A 17,513-nucleotide genomic window follows, 5' to 3' on the forward strand; every position below is an offset into this window, starting at 1 on the left:
TTCGCGGGGCGCCCCTTCTGCGTACGTACCGGAGAATCGTTACGGCAGTGCCAGCATCCGCTCCAGCGCCAGCTTCGCGAACGACTCCGTCTCCCGGTCGACCTCGATCCGGTTGACCAGGTTGCCCTCGGCCAGCGACTCCAGCGTCCACACCAGGTGCGGCAGGTCGATCCGGTTCATGGTCGAGCAGAAGCAGACCGTCTTGTCGAGGAAGACGATCTCCTTGTCCGGGTGGGCGGCGGCCACCCGGCGGACCAGGTTCAGCTCGGTGCCGATGGCCCACTTCGAGCCGGCCGGGGCCGCCTCCAGGGTGTTGATGATGTACTCGGTCGAGCCCACGTAGTCCGCGGCGGCGACGACCTCGTGCTTGCACTCCGGGTGCACGAGGACGTTCACGCCCGGGACGCGCTCGCGGACGTCGTTGACCGAGTCCAGCGAGAAGCGGCCGTGCACCGAGCAGTGGCCACGCCAGAGGATCATCTTGGCGTTCCGCAGCTCCTCGACGGTGAGCCCGCCGTTCGGCTTGTGCGGGTTGTAGAGCACGCAGTCGTCCAGGGACATGCCCATGTCGCGGACGGCGGTGTTGCGGCCCAGGTGCTGGTCCGGCAGGAAGAGCACCTTCTCGCCCTGCTCGAAGGCCCAGTCGAGGGCCCGCTTCGCGTTCGACGAGGTGCAGATCGTGCCGCCGTGCTTGCCGGTGAACGCCTTGATGTCGGCCGAGGAGTTCATGTACGAGACGGGCACGACCTGCTCGGCGATCCCCGCCTCGACCAGGACGTCCCAGCACTCGGCGACCTGCTCGGCGGTGGCCATGTCGGCCATCGAGCAGCCGGCCGCGAGGTCCGGCAGGACGACCTTCTGGTCGTCGCCGGTGAGGATGTCGGCCGACTCGGCCATGAAGTGCACGCCGCAGAAGACGATGTACTCGGCCTCCGGCTTGGCGGCGGCGTCACGGGCGAGCTTGAAGGAGTCGCCGGTGACGTCGGCGAACTGGATGACCTCGTCGCGCTGGTAGTGGTGGCCGAGGACGAAGACCTTGTCCCCGAGCTTCTCCTTGGCCGCGCGCGCTCGCTCCACCAGGTCGGGGTCGGAGGGAGACGGCAGGTCGCCGGGACACTCCACGCCGCGCTCGCTCTTGGGGTCGGCCTCGCGGCCGAGCAGCAGCAGGGCGAGCGGCGTCGGCTGGACGTCCAGGGTGTTCTGGGCGGTGGTCACGTCACGCACCCTTTCTTCGGGGAGTCTTCGAGAGCCTTCTCGTCTAAATGACGCTATCTATCATAACCCCTTCACGTCATTCTGACGATGGCCATAGTGTCGATGTGACGAATTCGCTCTCCGCGTCTCTGGACAGGGTGTGCGAGCATGAAGGGAGGGAAACCCCACTCGACCCGGAATGAATCCGGGGCGCCGTCGGTTGCAACCGTCGGCAAGCAGTCTCCGTACAACCCGGGAGAGATGTAGATGTCCGTATCGGACGAGACCGGCACCGTCACCGACGGCATCATCGTGACCGACGCCGCCGCCGCCAAGGTCAGGGCTCTGCTGGAGCAGGAAGGCCGCGACGACCTGGCTCTGCGCGTCGCCGTCCAGCCCGGTGGCTGCTCCGGCCTGCGTTACCAGCTGTTCTTCGACGAGCGCTCGCTCGACGGCGACGTCGTCAAGGACTTCGACGGCGTCAAGGTCGTCACCGACCGCATGAGCGCCCCGTACCTCGGCGGCGCCTCCATCGACTTCGTCGACACCATCGAGAAGCAGGGCTTCACGATCGACAACCCGAACGCCACCGGCTCCTGCGCCTGCGGCGACTCGTTCAGCTAAGCCGTCGCGGAGCGACGAAGGGGCGGTGGCCCGGGAGACCGACCTCCCGGGCCACCGCCCTTTTCCGCGTGCCGCGCCCTTTTCCGCGCGCCCCCGCCTACCTGCGCGGCACCGCCTCGTCGCTCGCCGCGTCCACCACCGGCCGGTCGCCCAGCGGTGCCCCCAGTGTCACCTCCACGGTGATCTCCTTGGCGACCAGGATGCAGGCCCGGTCCGGATCCTGGGGCTTCTCCCCGATCCGCACCCGCACCTGGCGCGGGTCCTCGACCACGTGCGCCGTGTACGTGCTGCACACCCCGCCCCAGAAGGTCACCGCCAGCGTCCGCCCGTCACCGTCGACGGTGAACGACTCGATCCGCCGCGCCGGGGCCGCGCCGTCGGAGGGGTCCGGCTCCGGGGTGGGCTCGGGCGACGGCTTCGCCGGCGGCGCCAGGAACTCCGCCGCCACCGCCGTCGAGGTCACCGTGTACGGCGCCGAGTCCGCCGGATCGGCCGTGAACAGCCACGCCGGCACCAGCGCCCGCCCGTCCGGCGTGTCCGTCGCCGCCAGGCCCAGCACGGCACCCGTCACCGGCACCTGGCGCGGCGGGGCCATGTCCACGGCCACCTGGCAGGGCGCGTCCTCCCCGCCCCCCTCCGGCGCCTGCGGCTCCCCGGCCGGCGGGTCCGTGGCGCAGCCGCCGATGCCGATCGGCCCGGTGCCCTTCGACTCCTCGTTCAGCCGGGCCAGCGCCCGTTCCGCCGACACCACCGGGTACGTCGCGTCCTCGGCCGGCTCCTTCAGCGTCCCGCTGCCCGCGACCGGCCGTCCGTCCGGGCCGATGTGCAGCCCCGTCGACCAGCCGTAGGTGGGCAGCCCGCCGATCACCGGATCGGCGTTCACCACCCGCACCGAGCCGTTCATCACCTGCGACGCGGACACCTTGGCGTCGTCCTGCCCCAGCGCCTTCAGTACGGGCGCGGCGGCCGCCCTCGCGGCGGCCTCGCTCACCGGGGAGCCCCCGGCGGGCGGCTTCGCCTCACCGGGCGGCGGGCACGCCTTCCCCTTCAGGCAGGTGTCGCCGGCCGGACCGCCGTCGTACCAGGAGTACGTCCAGTTCCCGGGCGCCTGCCGCGCCACGTCCAGGCGCGGCCCCTGACCGTCCTTCTCGGGCCGGATCGTCCACACGTCCCCGACCAGCGCGGGGCGCCCTTCGACCCCGAGTGCCCCGGCCAGCCTGGTCACCTCCTCGGAGGTGACCAGGCCCCTCGGCCGGTGGACCGCGGCCGACGAGGGCCCTTGGGGGAGTGGGCCCTCGGCTCTGTAGACCGTCCCGTTCGGGCCGCCGCCCGGGTCCGGTTCGCCCGGCGCGATCCCCGCGCCCGGGCCCGTACCGCCGCTCCCGCCCCCGAGCCGCAGGGGCGGCGGTGCGGGTGCTCCCGAGGCCCGCGACTCCGCGTCGGGCCCGTCATCGCCGGAGGCGGTCAGATACAGCCCACCGCCACCGGCCAGCAGCACACCCGCCGCCACCGAGGCGACGAGTGCGGTCCGCCGCCCGCGTCCGCTCTCCGTACCGCTCACCGCAACGCTCCCTCGTGTCGTTCGGACACCGGTGGGACGGGGCGGGGGCGCGGTCGGTTCCGTCCTCCCCTCAGCCGCCGTACTCGGCGGTGGCGGCGATCAGCCGCGCCGACGCGTCGGGGACGACCACCCCGTGGATGGAGGCGGGGGAGACGGGGGCGGGCGCCGGATCGGCCGGCGTCACCCAGTGCGGGACCATCCGGGCACTGGCGCCGCGCAGCTCGGCGAGGCTCAGTTCGGACTCGTGTCGCTCACGCGGAGCGGGGTACGTGGTCATGGGCGCACCGTATGCACCACCCGCCTCCGGAGAAAAGACCTACTCTGGGGTAGTTTCCACTGTTCGGCAGCGGGCCCGGCAACGGATAACGTGGATCGTCATCACCCATTACCCGCAGGAGCGTCCAGCCGTGCGTATCGCAGTCACCGGCTCCATCGCCACCGACCACCTCATGACCTTCCCCGGCCGGTTCGCCGACCAGTTCGTGGCCGACCAGCTCCACACGGTGTCCCTGTCCTTCCTCGTGGACAACCTCGACGTCCGCCGCGGCGGAGTGGGCCCCAACATCTGCTTCGGCATGGGCCAGCTCGGCGGCAACCCGATCCTCGTCGGCGCGGCCGGCTACGACTTCGACGAGTACCGCGCCTGGCTCGACCGCCACGGTGTCGACACCGGCTCCGTCCGCATCTCCGAGGTCCTGCACACCGCGCGCTTCGTCTGCACCACGGACAAGGACCACAACCAGATCGGGTCCTTCTACACCGGCGCCATGAGCGAGGCCCGCCTCATCGAGCTCAAGGCCGTCGCCGACCGGGTGGGCGGCCTCGACCTCGTCCTCATCGGCGCGGACGACCCCGAGGCGATGCTGCGCCACACCGAGGAGTGCAGGACCCGGGGCATCCCCTTCGCCGCCGACTTCTCCCAGCAGATCGCGCGCATGGACGGCGAGGAGATCCGCACCCTCCTCGACGGCGCGACCTACCTCTTCTCCAACGAGTACGAGAAGGGCCTCATCGAGTCGAAGACCGGCTGGACCGACGAGGAGATCCTGTCCCGCGTCGGCCACCGCGTCACCACGCTCGGCTCGCGCGGCGTCCGCATCGAGCGGGTCGGCGAGCCGGTGATCGAGGTCGGCTGCCCGGAGGAGGACGCCAAGGTCGACCCCACCGGCGTCGGCGACGCCTTCCGCGCGGGCTTCCTCACGGGCCTGTCGTGGGGCGTCGACCTGGAGCGCGCGGCGCAGATCGGCTGCATGCTGGCGACGCTGGTCATCGAGACGCTGGGCACGCAGGAGTACACCCTCCGCCGCACCAACTTCATCGACCGCTTCACCAAGGCCTACGGCGAGGAAGCCACCGAAACCCTCCACACCCACCTCTCCTGACCCCCGCGACGCCTCCGCCGCGCCTCCGCGTGGACCGGCGTCCCCCCCGGCGGGACGACGGCCCACGACGGAACGGCGGCGAGGGCGGTCGGCCGCGGCGGGGTCAGCTGGTGCGGCGGACGGTGTAGGCGTGGCCGCCCCCGGGCACGGCCGCCTCGCCCACGTACTCCTGCTCCCGCATCTCGCACCACGCCGGGATGTCCAGCCGCGCCGCCTCGTCGTCGGACAGCACGGTCACCGTCCCTCCCACCCGCACCGAACCGATCACCTTCGCCAGCTCGATCACCGGGATCGGGCACCGCTTCCCGAGCGCGTCGACGACGAGCTCCCCGGCGAGCGCGTCCGTCGTCACCGGCACCGCGCCCAGGCGCTCCCGGACCGACGCCACCAGCCCCGGCAGCACCGTCAGGAAGCGGTCCACGTCCGCCTCCTCCGTGCCGGCCGGCAGGGAGACCCGTACGTTCCCCTCGCTCAGGACGCCCATCGCGCGCAGCACATGGCTGGGCGTCAGCGTCGAGCTCGTGCATGACGAACCGGACGAAACGGAGAAACCCTCCCGGTCCAGCTCCGCCAGCAGCGTCTCGCCGTCGACGTACAGGCAGGAGAAGGTGACGAGGTGGGGGAGGCGCCGCACCGGGTCGCCGACGACCTCGACGTCCGGCACCAGCTCCGGCACCCGCGCCCGGATCCGGTCCACCAGGGCCCGCAGCCGGGCGCCCTCCGCCGCCGCCTCGGCCCGTACCGCCCGCAGCGAGGCCGCCGCCGCCACGATCGCGGGCAGGTTCTCGAAACCGGGCGCCCGGCCCGACTCCCTTTCGTCCGACGGGCCTTGGGGCGCGAACCGTACGCCCTTCCGGACCGCGAGCAGCCCCACCCCGGCCGGCCCGCCCCACTTGTGCGCGCTCGCGGCGAGGAGCGACCAGCCCTCCGGCACCGGCCCCCATCCCAGCGACTGCGCCGCGTCGACCAGCAGTGGCACCCCGGCCGCCCGGCACGCCTCCGCGACCTCGGCCACCGGCTGCTCCGTGCCCACCTCGTGGTTGGCCGACTGGAGACAGGCGAGGGCCACGCCCTCGCCCAGCTCCGCCGCGAAGGCCGCCGGGTCCACCGCCCCGGTCCGGCCGACCGGAATCTCCGTCACCTCCCCGCCGGCCGCCGCGTGCGCCTCGGCCGCGTGCAGCACCGAGGAGTGCTCGACGGCCGAGACCAGCAGCCGACGGCCCACCCGTCGGCGTCCGGCGAGCGCTCCCGACACGCCCGAGTGGACCGCGCGTGTTCCCGAAGGAGTGAAGACGAGTTCGTCGGGGCGACAGCCCACCGCGTCCGCGGCGGCCTCCCGCGCCGCGTCGAGCAGCAGCCGGGCCCGCCGTCCCTCCCGGTAGAGCCGGGCGGGGTCGGCCCACCCCTCGTCGAGGGAGGCGAGCAGCGCCTGACGGGCGACGGGGTGCAGGGGAGCGGCGGACGCGGCGTCGAAGTACGGCATCCGCCCACCGTAGAGCCTGCGGCGGCCCCCACCCCGCCGCGCCCGGCGCCCGGCCGGCCAGGCCCCGCCCCGCCCGTCGACCAGGCCCGCCCCGCCCGTCCGCCCACGTTCGCCCACCGGCCACCCGCGTCCGCCCACCGACCGCCCGGCCACCCGTCCGCGCCCGCCCGCCGCCGTCCCGCGCGCCCCCGTCGGCGTCCCGTCCGCCGTACGCCGAGCCCCGTCCCCGACCTCGGCCGTCGTGGGTGAGGGCGCGTCAGGAGAGCGTGCCGGTGGGCCGTCAGACCCCCCGAACGGGGGCTTCCGGTCCCTCTCCGGAACCCTCGCGTCCACCCCTTCGGGGACTCGGACGGCGCGTTGGGCACCCTCCCCGCGCGACCCCAAATAGCGTCCAGTAGGGTTTGGTCCGCATAAACATCCAAACCCCTGCCCGCGGCCGGGGCGGCGACCGACCAGCGAGACGGACGGCCGTGGCCGACCAACGCGGGCCGAGACTCTCGGGAAGGCGCTACGTGAGTCCCAACGGCTCCGACCGCTCGTCGCGGCGCCCGATGCGGCGGAAGCTGCCGCAGGTGCTGACTGCGGGCCTGATCCTGGCGACAGCCACCGGCTGCTCGTACAACTGGGAAGACTTCCCCCGCCTTGGTATGCCCACCCCCGTCACGGAAGAGGCTCCTACGATCCTCTCCCTCTGGCAGGGTTCGTGGGCGGCCGCGCTCATCACCGGAATCCTGGTGTGGGGCCTGATCCTCTGGGCCGTCATCTTCCACCGGCGCAGCCGGACCAAGGTCGAGGTACCTCCGCAGACCCGTTACAACATGCCGATCGAGGCGCTGTACACGGTCACCCCGCTCATCATCGTGTCGGTGCTCTTCTACTTCACCGCACGCGACGAGTCGAAGCTCCTCTCGCTCGCCGACAAGCCGGCCCACACGATCAACGTGGTCGGCTATCAGTGGAGCTGGGGCTTCAACTACATCGAGGACGTGCCCGGCGTCGAGGGTGACGCGAAGAAGGACGAGAACCTCGCGTCCATCCCGGACAAGTTCATCGACCAGTTCCCGGCGAACGCGGGCGGCGTGTACGACGCCGGCATCCCCGGCGACCGGAACCCGCAGACCGGCAACCCGGGCCCGACCCTGTGGCTGCCGAAGGGCGAGAAGGTCCGCTTCGTCCTCACCTCGCGTGACGTGATCCACTCCTTCTGGGTCGTCCCCTTCCTCATGAAGCAGGACGTCATCCCGGGTCACACCAACGCCTTCGAGGTCACCGCGACCCGTGAGGGCACCTTCCTCGGCAAGTGCGCCGAGCTGTGCGGTGTCGACCACTCCCGGATGCTCTTCAACGTCAAGGTGGTCTCCCCGGAGCGCTACCAGGCGCACCTGAAGGAGCTGGCCGAGAAGGGTCAGACCGGCTACATTCCGTCCGGCATCGAGCAGACGGACCCGGCCAGGAACGCGGAGAAGAACCAACTGTGAGCATCCCCAACGAAACCAAGGGTGCCGCGGCTGAGGACTCGTACGAGAACGAGGTGCCCGTCCGCCGCAAGCAGCCCGGCAATGTGGTGGTGAAGTGGCTGACCACCACCGACCACAAGACCATCGGTACGATGTACCTGGTCACGTCGTTCGTGTTCTTCTGCATCGGTGGCCTCATGGCGCTCTTCATGCGCGCCGAGCTGGCCCGTCCGGGCACGCAGATCATGTCGAACGAGCAGTTCAACCAGGCGTTCACGATGCACGGCACGATCATGCTGCTGATGTTCGCGACGCCGCTGTTCGCCGGTTTCGCCAACTGGATCATGCCGCTGCAGATCGGCGCGCCCGACGTGGCGTTCCCGCGGCTGAACATGTTCGCCTACTGGCTGTACCTCTTCGGCTCGATCATGGCGGTGGCCGGCTTCCTCACCCCCCAGGGTGCGGCCGACTTCGGCTGGTTCGCCTACTCCCCGCTGTCGGACGCCGTCCGCTCGCCGGGTGTCGGCGCCGACATGTGGATCATGGGTCTGGCCTTCTCCGGCTTCGGCACGATCCTCGGTTCGGTCAACTTCATCACCACGATCATCTGCATGCGCGCCCCCGGCATGACGATGTTCCGCATGCCGATCTTCACCTGGAACGTGCTGCTGACCGGTGTCCTGGTCCTGCTCGCCTTCCCGGTCCTGGCGGCCGCGCTGTTCGCCCTGGAGGCGGACCGCAAGTTCGGTGCCCACGTCTTCGACGCCGCCAACGGCGGCGCCCTGCTGTGGCAACACCTCTTCTGGTTCTTCGGACACCCAGAGGTGTACATCATCGCCCTGCCGTTCTTCGGCATCGTCTCCGAGATCATCCCGGTCTTCAGCCGCAAGCCGATGTTCGGCTACATCGGCCTGGTGGCCGCGACCATCGCGATCGCCGGTCTGTCCGTGACCGTGTGGGCCCACCACATGTACGTCACGGGTGGCGTACTCCTGCCGTTCTTCTCCTTCATGACGTTCCTCATCGCCGTACCCACCGGCGTGAAGTTCTTCAACTGGATCGGCACGATGTGGAAGGGCTCCCTGTCCTTCGAGACCCCGATGCTCTGGACGATCGGCTTCCTGATCACCTTCACCTTCGGTGGTCTGACGGGCGTCATCCTGGCCTCGCCGCCGATGGACTTCCACGTCTCCGACTCGTACTTCGTCGTCGCGCACTTCCACTACGTCGTCTTCGGCACCGTGGTCTTCGCAATGTTCGCCGGCTTCCACTTCTGGTGGCCGAAGTTCACGGGCAAGATGCTGGACGAGCGGCTCGGCAAGATGACGTTCTGGACGCTGTTCATCGGCTTCCACGGCACGTTCCTGGTGCAGCACTGGCTCGGTGCCGAGGGCATGCCGCGTCGTTACGCGGACTACCTGGACGCCGACGGCTTCACCGCGCTGAACACGATCTCGACGATCTCGTCCTTCCTGCTCGGTCTGTCGATCCTGCCGTTCTTCTACAACGTCTGGAAGACCGCCAAGTACGGCAAGAAGATCGAGGTCGACGACCCGTGGGGCTACGGCCGCTCGCTCGAGTGGGCGACGTCCTGCCCGCCGCCGCGGCACAACTTCCTCACCCTGCCGCGGATCCGTTCGGAATCGCCGGCGTTCGACCTGCACCACCCTGAGATCGCGGCTGTCGACCAGCTCGAGAACAAGCCGCACGAGGCCGCGGCCCTCACGGGCAGCAAGGAGGCCGGCAAGTGAAGATCCAGGGCAAGATGTTCATCTGGCTGAGCGTCTTCATCCTTGCCATGGCGATCCTCTACGGCGTCTGGAGCAAGGAGCCGGTCGGCACGACGGCGCTCTTCCTGGCCTTCGGCCTCTCCATCATGATCGGCTACTACCTGGCCTTCACGGCCAAGCGGGTCGACGCGATGGCGCAGGACGACAAGGAGGCCGACGTCGCGGACGAGGCCGGCGAGGTGGGCTTCTTCGCCCCCCACAGCTGGCAGCCGCTGTCGCTGGCCGTCGGTGGAGCCCTCGCGTTCCTCGGGGTCGCGATGGGCTGGTGGATCATGTACTTCTCCGCCCCGCTGATCCTCGTCGGCATCTGGGGCTGGGTGTTCGAGTTCTACCGCGGTGAGAACCAGAACCAGTAGCAGTACCCCGTAACACCCCGAGGGGCCCGGTCACTTCGCACGCGAAGCGGCCGGGCCCCTCTTTTGCCGCGCTCGGCGCGCCTGCTCGCGGAACTGTCCCTAGCGTGAGAGCCATGAACGACACGCCGCGCATTCGGACTGTTCTGAGCTGCACCCTTCTGGCCCTCACCGTCACCGCCGGCGCGACGGCGTGCGCGGGCTCCGACGACCACCCGCTCTCGGCGAGCCCCTACGACGCGGCCGACCAGATCGCGTTCTCGGCGGGCGACGGGACCCGGGTGGACCCCGAGAAGCCGCTGGAGATCACCTCCACGGACGACGACGGGAGGATCACCGACGTCACCGTCACCGACGCGGCCGGCCGCCATCTGGCGGGCGAACTCACCGCCGACGGGCGTACGTGGCGCTCCACGGCCTCCCTGGCCGCGGGGGCCCGTTACACCGTCAGGGTGGCCGCGGAGGACGAGGACGGGGCCCCTGGCGCCCGTACGTACACCTTCGAGACGGCCCCGGCCAAAAGGGCCCTGACCGCCACCTTCGGGCCGGAGGCGGGCACGTACGGCGTAGGGCAGCCGATCACGGCCGAGCTCAGCCTCCCCGTCAAGGACCGGGCGGCGCGCGCCGTCGTCGAACGGGCACTCAAGGTCCGCTCCACGCCCGCCGTCGAGGGCTCCTGGTACTGGGTGGACGACAAGAAGCTGCACTTCCGGCCCAAGGAGTACTGGCCGGCCGGCACGCTCGTCTCGGTCACCGGCAACCTCGACGGCCTCCGCGTCGGCGACAAGCTCTACGGCGGCCCCTCCAAGCCGCTCCGGCTGAGGATCGGCGACCGGATCGAGGCCGTCGCCGACGCCGGGACCCACTACATGACGGTGCGGCGCAACGGAGAAGTGATCAACACCATTCCGGTGACCACCGGGAAACCGGGCTTCTCCACCCGAAACGGGATCAAAGTGGTGCTCGGCAAGGAGTACTACGTCCGGATGCGCGGCACCAGCATCGGCATCTCCGAGGGCAGCTCGGAGTCGTACGACCTGCCGGTGTACTACGCCACCCGGGTCACCTGGAGCGGCGAGTACGTACACGCCGCCCCCTGGTCCGTCGGCTCCCAGGGCGTCGCCAACGTCAGCCACGGCTGCGTGGGCATGTCCACCGGCAACGCCGCCTGGTTCTACGAGACCGTCCGCCCCGGCGACATCGTCCGCACCGTCAACAGCTCCGGCGACATGATGGACCCCTTCGGCAACGGCTTCGGCGACTGGAACCTGACCTGGGAGAAGTGGCGCCGAGGCAGCGCCCTGGTCGCCGAGAAGGGCGACCCCACGGCCACCCACGACGCCAAGGCCCGCCTCAGGCCGTCCCTCTAGCCCCGCCGGGGGCTACGCGTCGAGCGACAGGCGGCTGCGGAGCAGGGACGCCAGGGACGCCGCGAACTCGACCGGTTCCACCGGAAGGGTGACCGCGGCGTCCGCGCGGCTCCAGGTGGCCAGCCAGGCGTCCTGCGGGCGGCCGATGAGCAGCAGCACCGGCGGGCAGTGGAAGACCTCGTCCTTGATCTGCCGGCAGACGCCCATGCCGCCCGCCGGGACGGCCTCGCCGTCCAGCACGCAGACGTCGATCCCGCCCTCGTCAAGCATCTTGAGCACGGCCGGGAGCGTCGCGCACTCCACGAACCGCACCGGGGGCACGTCCGCCGCGGGCCGCCGCCCGGCGGCGAGCCGGACCTGCTCCCGGGTGTTCGCGTCGTCGCTGTAGACCAGGACCGTGGCACTCGACTGCATCGTTCCTCCGTCCGGAAGGCGGGCCGGTCGTCCTCGACCGGTGCGCGGGATGCTACTCCGCTCCACACCCCGTCAACACCCGTTCAACACCTGTTCGAAGGGTGCCGGGAGGCCCTCGCGATGGGCCGTTCGGGCTGGACACACCCCTCTGACACTCCGAACGGCACCCCCCGGAGTGAGGGCGGGATAAGCGACCGACATAATGTCGGTCGTGGCGACAGTAACGACAGTAGATACCGGGCACGCGCACCCGTCGGTCAATCGACCGAACCTCACCAGCGTCGGAACCATCATCTGGCTGAGTTCCGAGCTGATGTTCTTCGCGGCCCTCTTCGCGATGTACTTCACCCTGCGATCGGTGACCGGTCCCGAGTTCTGGGCGGAAAAGGCCGCGGCCTTGAACTTCCCCTTCTCGGCGACCAACACCACGATCCTGGTGCTCTCCTCGCTGACCTGCCAGCTCGGCGTCTTCGCCGCCGAGCGGGGCGACGTGAAGAAGCTCCGGACGTGGTTCATCATCACGTTCGTGATGGGTGCGATCTTCATCGGCGGCCAGGTCCTGGAGTACACCGAGCTGGTCAAGCACGAGGGCCTCTCGCTCTCGTCGGACCCGTACGGCACGGTGTTCTACCTGACCACCGGCTTCCACGGCCTGCACGTGACGGGCGGTCTCATCGCCTTCCTGCTGGTCCTCGGCCGGACGTACGCCGCCAAGAGGTTCACTCACGAGCAGGCAACCGCCGCCATCGTCGTGTCCTACTACTGGCACTTCGTCGATGTCGTCTGGATCGGCCTCTTCGCCACGATCTACATGATCAAGTAGTCGGTCACCGCCCGTCGCGGCGGACCGACATCCAGCAAGCATCGACGCAGAAGATCCTGACACCGGGGTAATCCGTGAAAAAGCTCTCCGCACGACGACGCCATCCGCTGGCGGCGGTCGTCGTCCTACTTCTCGCGCTGGCGGCCACGGGGGGGCTGTACGCCGCGTTCGCGCCCGCGGGCACGGCGAAGGCCGATGAAACCGCCCAGTCCCTCGCCATCGAGGAGGGCAAGAAGCTCTACTCCGTCGGCTGCGCCAGCTGCCACGGAACCGGCGGTCAGGGCACCACTGACGGCCCGTCCCTCGTCGGCGTGGGCTCCGCCTCCGTGGACTTCCAGGTCGGCACCGGCCGTATGCCGGCGCAGCAGCCTGGTGCCCAGGTCCCGAAGAAGAAGGTCATCTACACGCAGGCCGAGATCGATCAGCTCGCGGCGTACGTGGCCTCCCTCGGTGCCGGCCCGGCCACGCCCAAGGAAGGCCAGTACAGCCCTGAGGGCGCCGACATCGCGAAGGGTGGCGAGCTGTTCCGCACCAACTGCGCGCAGTGCCACAACTTCACCGGCGAGGGCGGCGCGCTGACGCACGGCAAGTACGCCCCGAGCCTTGAGGGCGTCAGCCCGAAGCACCTCTACGAGGCCATGCAGACCGGCCCGCAGAACATGCCCTCCTTCCCGGACACGACCATGCCGGAGAAGGAGAAGAAGGACATCATCGCGTACGTCCAGGCCGTCAACGGCGAGCAGACCGCCAGCCCGGGCGGCCTCTCGCTCGGTGGCCTCGGCCCCGTCTCCGAGGGCCTGTTCGCCTGGGTCTTCGGTCTGGGCGCGCTGATCGCAGTTGCCATCTGGGTCGCGGCCCACACCGCTAAGGCCAAGAAGTCATGAGTACCCAAGAGATTCCAGAAGAGAACCTGCCGGCAGGGCAGGACACCGCGCACGGCGCGGTGAAGGTCGCGGACAACCCGTTCGTCGACCCGGGCCTTCCGCCCCACAAGCCGCGTGTCCAGGACATCGACGAGAAGGCCGCCCGGCGCTCCGAGCGGGCCGTCGCCTTCATGTTCGTGCTGTCGATGCTGGCCACCATCGGCTTCATCGCCTCATACGTGATCTTCCCGGTCGACAAGATCGTGTACATCTGGCCCTTCGGCCACGTGTCCGCGCTCAACTTCGCGCTGGGCTGGACCCTCGGCCTCGCCCTCTTCTTCATCGGCGCGGGCGCGGTCCACTGGGCCCGCACCCTGATGTCCGACGTCGAGATGGCGGACGAGCGCCACCCGATGGCGGCGTCGCCCGAGGTCAAGGCGAAGGTCATGGCGGACTTCGCGGCCGGTGCCGCCGAGTCCGGCTTCGGCCGCCGCAAGCTCATCCGCAACACGCTCTTCGGCGCGCTGGCCCTGGTGCCGCTCTCCGGAGTCATGCTGCTGCGCGACATGGGCCCGCTGCCCGAGCGCAAGCTCCGGACCACCCTGTGGGCCAAGGGCAAGCTGCTCATCAACATGAACACGCACGAGCCGCTGCGTCCCGAGGACGTCGCCGTCGGTTCGCTGACCTTCGCGATGCCCGAGGGCCTCTCGGAGCACGACCACAACTTCCAGGTCGAGATCGCCAAGGCCGCCCTGATGATCGTCCGCATCCAGCCGGAGGACATCAAGGACAAGCGCGAGCTCGAGTGGTCGCACGAGGGCATCGTCGCCTTCTCGAAGATCTGCACCCACGTCGGCTGCCCGATCTCGCTGTACGAGCAGCAGACGCACCACGTGCTCTGCCCGTGCCACCAGTCCACCTTCGACCTGTCCGACGGCGCCCGAGTCATCTTCGGCCCGGCCGGTCACGCCCTCCCGCAGCTGCGGATCGGCGTGAACGACAAGGGCTTCCTCGAAGCGCACGGCGACTTCGACGAGCCCGTCGGTCCCGCATTCTGGGAGCGCGGATGAGCACTGTGACCAACACGCAGAAGAAGGCCCCCGCCGGTGAGCGGGTGGCCGACTGGGCCGACGGCCGGCTGGGGATCTACACGCTGGCCAAGGCCAACATGCGGAAGATCTTCCCGGACCACTGGTCCTTCATGCTGGGCGAGATCTGCCTCTACAGCTTCCTCATCATCATCCTGACGGGCGTCTACCTGACGATGTTCTTCCACCCGTCGATGAACGAGGTGGAGTACGCCGGGTCGTACGTCCCGCTCCAGGGACAGCTGATGTCCGAGGCGTTCAACTCGACCATGCACATCTCCTTCGAGGTGCGCGGTGGTCTGCTGATCCGGCAGATCCACCACTGGGCGGCGCTGATCTTCCTCGCCGGCATGTTCGTGCACATGATGCGCGTCTTCTTCACCGGCGCGTTCCGCAAGCCGCGTGAGATCAACTGGCTGTTCGGCTTCCTGCTGTTCTTCCTGGGCATGTTCACCGGCTTCACCGGCTACTCGCTCCCGGACGACCTGCTCTCCGGCACCGGTGTCCGCTTCATGCAGGGCGCGATCCTGTCGGTGCCGATCGTCGGCACCTACCTGTCGATGTTCCTCTTCGGCGGCGAGTTCCCCGGCGGCGACTTCGTCGCCCGGTTCTACTCGGCGCACGTGCTGCTGCTCCCCGGCATCATGCTGGGCCTGGTGGTCGCTCACCTGATCCTGGTGTTCGTCCACAAGCACACGCACTTCGAGGGCCCCGGCCGGACGAACAAGAACGTCGTCGGCATGCCGCTGCTCCCGGTGTACATGGCGAAGGCCGGAGGCTTCTTCTTCCTGGTCTTCGGCGTCATCGCGGTCGTCGCGGCGGTCGCCTCGATCAACCCGATCTGGGCCATCGGCCCGTACCGCCCGGACCAGGTGTCCACCGGCGCCCAGCCCGACTGGTACATGGGCTTCGCCGAGGGTCTGATCCGTGTCATGCCGGGCTGGGAGATCAACCTGTGGGGCCACACGCTGGTCCTCGGCGTGATGATCCCGCTGGCGATCTTCCCGGCGGTCCTCGCGGCCATCGCGGTCTACCCGTTCATCGAGTCCTGGATCACGGGCGACAAGCGCGAGCACCACATCGCGCAGCGCCCGCGCAACGCTCCGACGCGCACCGCCTTCGGTGTCGCCTGGATCACCGCGTACATGATCATGCTCATCGGTGGTGGAAACGACCTCTGGGCGACCCACTTCCACCTGTCGATCAACTCGATCACCTGGTTCGTGCGGATCTTCTTCTTCGTCGGCCCGGTCATCGCGTTCATCGCCACCAAGCGGATCTGCCTCGGCCTCCAGCGCCGGGACAAGGACAAGGTGCTGCACGGGCGCGAGTCCGGCATCATCAAGCGCCTGCCGCACGGTGAGTTCGTCGAGGTCCACGAGCCGCTCAGCCAGGGCGAGCTGTACAAGCTCACCGCGCACGAGCAGTACGAGCCCGCCGCGCTGCCGCCGGCCGTCGACGAGAACGGCGTCCAGCGGAAGATCGGCGCGATGGAGAAGCTCCGGGTCAAGCTCAACAAGGGCTACTACGGCGACGACAACCAGGTCGCCAAGCCCACCCTGGAGGAGTACAAGGAGATCCAGAGCGGCCACGGCCACCACTGAGACCTCCTGACCTCCTGACATAGGTCGCCACGGCGAGAGCCCCGTCCATTCGATGGACGGGGCTCTTTGCCGTACCCGTGGATCGATAGGCTGGACCCCGTATCCGACGCACGATCATCAGGAGCTGCCATGAGCGCTGTGACCCCCGCTGGAGGACCTACCACGGCGGGCCGCTCCTGGCCCGTCCTCCTCAACGGACTGCTCGAAGGGCAGGACCTCTCCGCCGACGACACCGCCTGGGCGATGGACCTGATCATGAGCGGCGAGGCGACCGACGCCCAGATCGCCGGCTTCATGGTCGCGCTGCGGGCCAAGGGCGAGACCGTGGAGGAGATCAGCGGGCTCGTCCGGACGATGTACGCCCACGCCAACACGATCGAGGTGCCGGGACCGTCCGTCGACATCGTCGGCACCGGCGGCGACGGCGCCAAGACCGTCAACATCTCCACGATGGCCTCGATCGTCGTCGCCGGCACCGGCACGAAGGTCGTCAAGCACGGCAACCGGGCCGCCTCCTCCGCCTCCGGCTCCTCCGACGTCCTGGAGAAGCTCGGCATCAACCTCAACCTCACCCCCGCCCGGGTGGCCGAGGTCGCCGAGGAGGCCGGCATCACCATCTGCTTCGCGGTGAAGTTCCACCCCTCGCTGCGGCACGTGGCCGCCGCCCGCGGCCAGCTCGGCATCCGCACCACCTTCAACGTGCTCGGCCCGCTCACCAACCCGGCCCGGGTGAAGGCCCAGGCCGTCGGCGTCGCCGACCCGCGGATGGCGCCGATCGTCGCCGGGGTGCTCGCCGAGCGCGGCAACTCCGCCCTCGTCTTCCGCGGTGACGACGGCCTCGACGAGCTGACCACCACCTCGACCTCCCGGGTCTGGGTGGTCCGCGACGGCGCGGTCCGCCCGGAGGTCTTCGACCCGCGTGACGTGGGCCTCGACCTCGTGCCCCTGGAGGCGCTGCGCGGCGCCGACGCCTCGTACAACGCCGACGTCGCCCGCCGGCTCCTCGCCGGCGAGACCGGTCCGGTCCGGGACGCGGTGCTGCTCAACGCGGCGGCGGCGCTCACCGCCCTGGACCCCGGCGAGGGCACCCTCGCGGAGCGGCTGAGCGCCGGGATGGCGCGGGCCGCCGAGTCGATCGACTCCGGGGCCGCCCGCGCGACCCTGGACCGCTGGATCGCCGCCAGCAACGCCTAGGTCCTCGCGGTCCGCGCGAGCCCCGTTCCGGTATGCGGACGGGGTTGCGCGGACCGCGAGCGGTGGCATACGTTCGGCTACAGGTCATGAGTGACAGCCCTCAAGCCCCGGCTGGCTGTCCGGCAACCCTCCGTCCGTGGCGGGGTGCCCCGGGTGAAGACCAGGCCGTGGACAGCAAGGTCCTCGGCAAGCGCGGACCCCTTGCGCCATCCCTGGGGTCCTGGTCCTCAAGGGAGCGGTCTCGTGAGCAAGCGAATGCGATAGGGCCTCCGGCCCCTTTTTCCCACCTCCGTGCGGCCTTCCTTCCTTACCT

Annotated in this window: 16 protein-coding genes and 1 riboswitch; of the genes, 11 read left to right on the forward strand and 5 right to left on the reverse strand. The window is 69.8% G+C overall.

The genetic code is table 11. The features are described from left to right. Positions 1-39: 39 nt before the first annotated feature. Positions 40-1,224, reverse strand: a complete 1,185-nt coding sequence (gene nadA / locus ACFQ8C_RS26965) for a quinolinate synthase NadA (protein WP_383462130.1) — start codon at positions 1,222-1,224, stop codon at positions 40-42. Between the two features lie 237 nt (positions 1,225-1,461). Here nadA and ACFQ8C_RS26970 point away from each other — a divergent pair, with 237 nt between their 5' ends. Further along, positions 1,462-1,818 (forward strand): iron-sulfur cluster assembly accessory protein, encoded by a 357-nt coding sequence (locus ACFQ8C_RS26970; protein ID WP_031006968.1) that lies wholly within the window; start codon positions 1,462-1,464, stop codon positions 1,816-1,818. Positions 1,819-1,915: 97 nt separating this feature from the next. Here the strand turns inward: ACFQ8C_RS26970 and ACFQ8C_RS26975 are convergent, their stop codons facing one another. Both ACFQ8C_RS26975 and ACFQ8C_RS26980 read right to left on the reverse strand, forming a co-directional pair. Continuing rightward, complete coding sequence (locus tag ACFQ8C_RS26975; protein ID WP_383462132.1) at positions 1,916-3,379, reverse strand: hypothetical protein; 1,464 nt, start codon at positions 3,377-3,379, stop codon at positions 1,916-1,918. A 70-nt stretch (positions 3,380-3,449) separates the two neighbouring features. Then, the gene (locus tag ACFQ8C_RS26980; RefSeq protein WP_030496813.1) at positions 3,450-3,656 is read right to left on the reverse strand and encodes a hypothetical protein; all 207 of its coding nucleotides are present in this window, start codon (positions 3,654-3,656) and stop codon (positions 3,450-3,452) included. A gap of 130 nt (positions 3,657-3,786) precedes the next feature. Between ACFQ8C_RS26980 and ACFQ8C_RS26985 the strand changes: the two genes are divergently transcribed. Next, complete coding sequence (locus ACFQ8C_RS26985; RefSeq protein ID WP_383462133.1) at positions 3,787-4,761, forward strand: carbohydrate kinase family protein; 975 nt, start codon at positions 3,787-3,789, stop codon at positions 4,759-4,761. A gap of 103 nt (positions 4,762-4,864) precedes the next feature. On the opposite strand, the gene ACFQ8C_RS26990 is transcribed toward ACFQ8C_RS26985, so the two are convergent. Next, the gene (locus ACFQ8C_RS26990) at positions 4,865-6,244 is read right to left on the reverse strand and encodes a cysteine desulfurase/sulfurtransferase TusA family protein (protein ID WP_383462135.1); all 1,380 of its coding nucleotides are present in this window, start codon (positions 6,242-6,244) and stop codon (positions 4,865-4,867) included. A gap of 512 nt (positions 6,245-6,756) precedes the next feature. Between ACFQ8C_RS26990 and coxB the strand changes: the two genes are divergently transcribed. The 4 genes from coxB (at position 6,757) to ACFQ8C_RS27010 (ending at position 11,214) form a co-directional block, all read left to right on the forward strand. Further along, positions 6,757-7,722, forward strand: coding sequence for a cytochrome c oxidase subunit II (gene coxB, locus ACFQ8C_RS26995; protein ID WP_383462136.1), 966 nt, complete (start codon positions 6,757-6,759; stop codon positions 7,720-7,722). After that, entirely contained in the window at positions 7,719-9,452 is a 1,734-nt protein-coding gene (gene ctaD, locus ACFQ8C_RS27000; RefSeq protein ID WP_383462138.1) for a cytochrome c oxidase subunit I, read from the forward strand. The genes coxB and ctaD overlap by 4 nt, the downstream gene beginning before the upstream one ends. Continuing rightward, positions 9,449-9,847, forward strand: a complete 399-nt coding sequence (locus tag ACFQ8C_RS27005) for a cytochrome c oxidase subunit 4 (protein WP_383462140.1) — start codon at positions 9,449-9,451, stop codon at positions 9,845-9,847. The genes ctaD and ACFQ8C_RS27005 overlap by 4 nt, the downstream gene beginning before the upstream one ends. A 113-nt stretch (positions 9,848-9,960) precedes the next feature. Further along, positions 9,961-11,214, forward strand: coding sequence for an Ig-like domain-containing protein (locus tag ACFQ8C_RS27010; RefSeq protein ID WP_383462142.1), 1,254 nt, complete (start codon positions 9,961-9,963; stop codon positions 11,212-11,214). Positions 11,215-11,226: 12 nt separating this feature from the next. On the opposite strand, the gene ACFQ8C_RS27015 is transcribed toward ACFQ8C_RS27010, so the two are convergent. Continuing rightward, on the reverse strand, positions 11,227-11,628 hold the full coding sequence (locus tag ACFQ8C_RS27015; RefSeq protein ID WP_383462144.1) for a hypothetical protein: 402 nt from the start codon (positions 11,626-11,628) through the stop codon (positions 11,227-11,229). A gap of 202 nt (positions 11,629-11,830) precedes the next feature. Here ACFQ8C_RS27015 and ACFQ8C_RS27020 point away from each other — a divergent pair, with 202 nt between their 5' ends. From ACFQ8C_RS27020 to trpD, 5 genes are all read left to right on the forward strand, one after another. Continuing rightward, positions 11,831-12,451, forward strand: coding sequence for a heme-copper oxidase subunit III (locus tag ACFQ8C_RS27020; RefSeq protein WP_169085597.1), 621 nt, complete (start codon positions 11,831-11,833; stop codon positions 12,449-12,451). Between the two features lie 74 nt (positions 12,452-12,525). Beyond that, entirely contained in the window at positions 12,526-13,335 is an 810-nt protein-coding gene (locus tag ACFQ8C_RS27025; RefSeq protein ID WP_383462146.1) for a c-type cytochrome, read from the forward strand. After that, complete coding sequence (locus ACFQ8C_RS27030) at positions 13,332-14,384, forward strand: Rieske 2Fe-2S domain-containing protein (protein ID WP_383462148.1); 1,053 nt, start codon at positions 13,332-13,334, stop codon at positions 14,382-14,384. Before ACFQ8C_RS27025 ends, ACFQ8C_RS27030 begins: the two co-directional genes overlap by 4 nt. Next, the gene (locus ACFQ8C_RS27035) at positions 14,381-16,006 is read left to right on the forward strand and encodes a cytochrome bc complex cytochrome b subunit (RefSeq protein WP_383462149.1); all 1,626 of its coding nucleotides are present in this window, start codon (positions 14,381-14,383) and stop codon (positions 16,004-16,006) included. Before ACFQ8C_RS27030 ends, ACFQ8C_RS27035 begins: the two co-directional genes overlap by 4 nt. Positions 16,007-16,135: 129 nt before the next feature. Continuing rightward, positions 16,136-17,200 (forward strand): anthranilate phosphoribosyltransferase, encoded by a 1,065-nt coding sequence (trpD, locus tag ACFQ8C_RS27040; RefSeq protein ID WP_383462151.1) that lies wholly within the window; start codon positions 16,136-16,138, stop codon positions 17,198-17,200. An 82-nt stretch (positions 17,201-17,282) separates the two neighbouring features. Continuing rightward, positions 17,283-17,399: riboswitch (SAM riboswitch) on the forward strand. The last annotated feature ends 114 nt before the right edge of the window (positions 17,400-17,513 follow it).

It is taken from the genome of Streptomyces sp. NPDC056503 (assembly GCF_042794995.1).
In the GTDB taxonomy this organism is placed as follows: domain Bacteria; phylum Actinomycetota; class Actinomycetes; order Streptomycetales; family Streptomycetaceae; genus Streptomyces.

Coding starts and splice junctions, on each gene's coding strand:
- ACFQ8C_RS26970 (WP_031006968.1), top strand. CDS start 1,462: ATGTCCGTATCGGACGAGACCGGCACCGTCACCGACGGCATCATCGTG.
- ACFQ8C_RS26980 (WP_030496813.1), bottom strand. CDS start 3,656: ATGACCACGTACCCCGCTCCGCGTGAGCGACACGAGTCCGAACTGAGC.
- ACFQ8C_RS26990 (WP_383462135.1), bottom strand. CDS start 6,244: ATGCCGTACTTCGACGCCGCGTCCGCCGCTCCCCTGCACCCCGTCGCC.
- ACFQ8C_RS27010 (WP_383462142.1), top strand. CDS start 9,961: ATGAACGACACGCCGCGCATTCGGACTGTTCTGAGCTGCACCCTTCTG.
- ACFQ8C_RS27015 (WP_383462144.1), bottom strand. CDS start 11,628: ATGCAGTCGAGTGCCACGGTCCTGGTCTACAGCGACGACGCGAACACC.
- ACFQ8C_RS27020 (WP_169085597.1), top strand. CDS start 11,831: ATGTCGGTCGTGGCGACAGTAACGACAGTAGATACCGGGCACGCGCAC.
- ACFQ8C_RS27030 (WP_383462148.1), top strand. CDS start 13,332: ATGAGTACCCAAGAGATTCCAGAAGAGAACCTGCCGGCAGGGCAGGAC.
- ACFQ8C_RS27035 (WP_383462149.1), top strand. CDS start 14,381: ATGAGCACTGTGACCAACACGCAGAAGAAGGCCCCCGCCGGTGAGCGG.
- trpD (WP_383462151.1), top strand. CDS start 16,136: ATGAGCGCTGTGACCCCCGCTGGAGGACCTACCACGGCGGGCCGCTCC.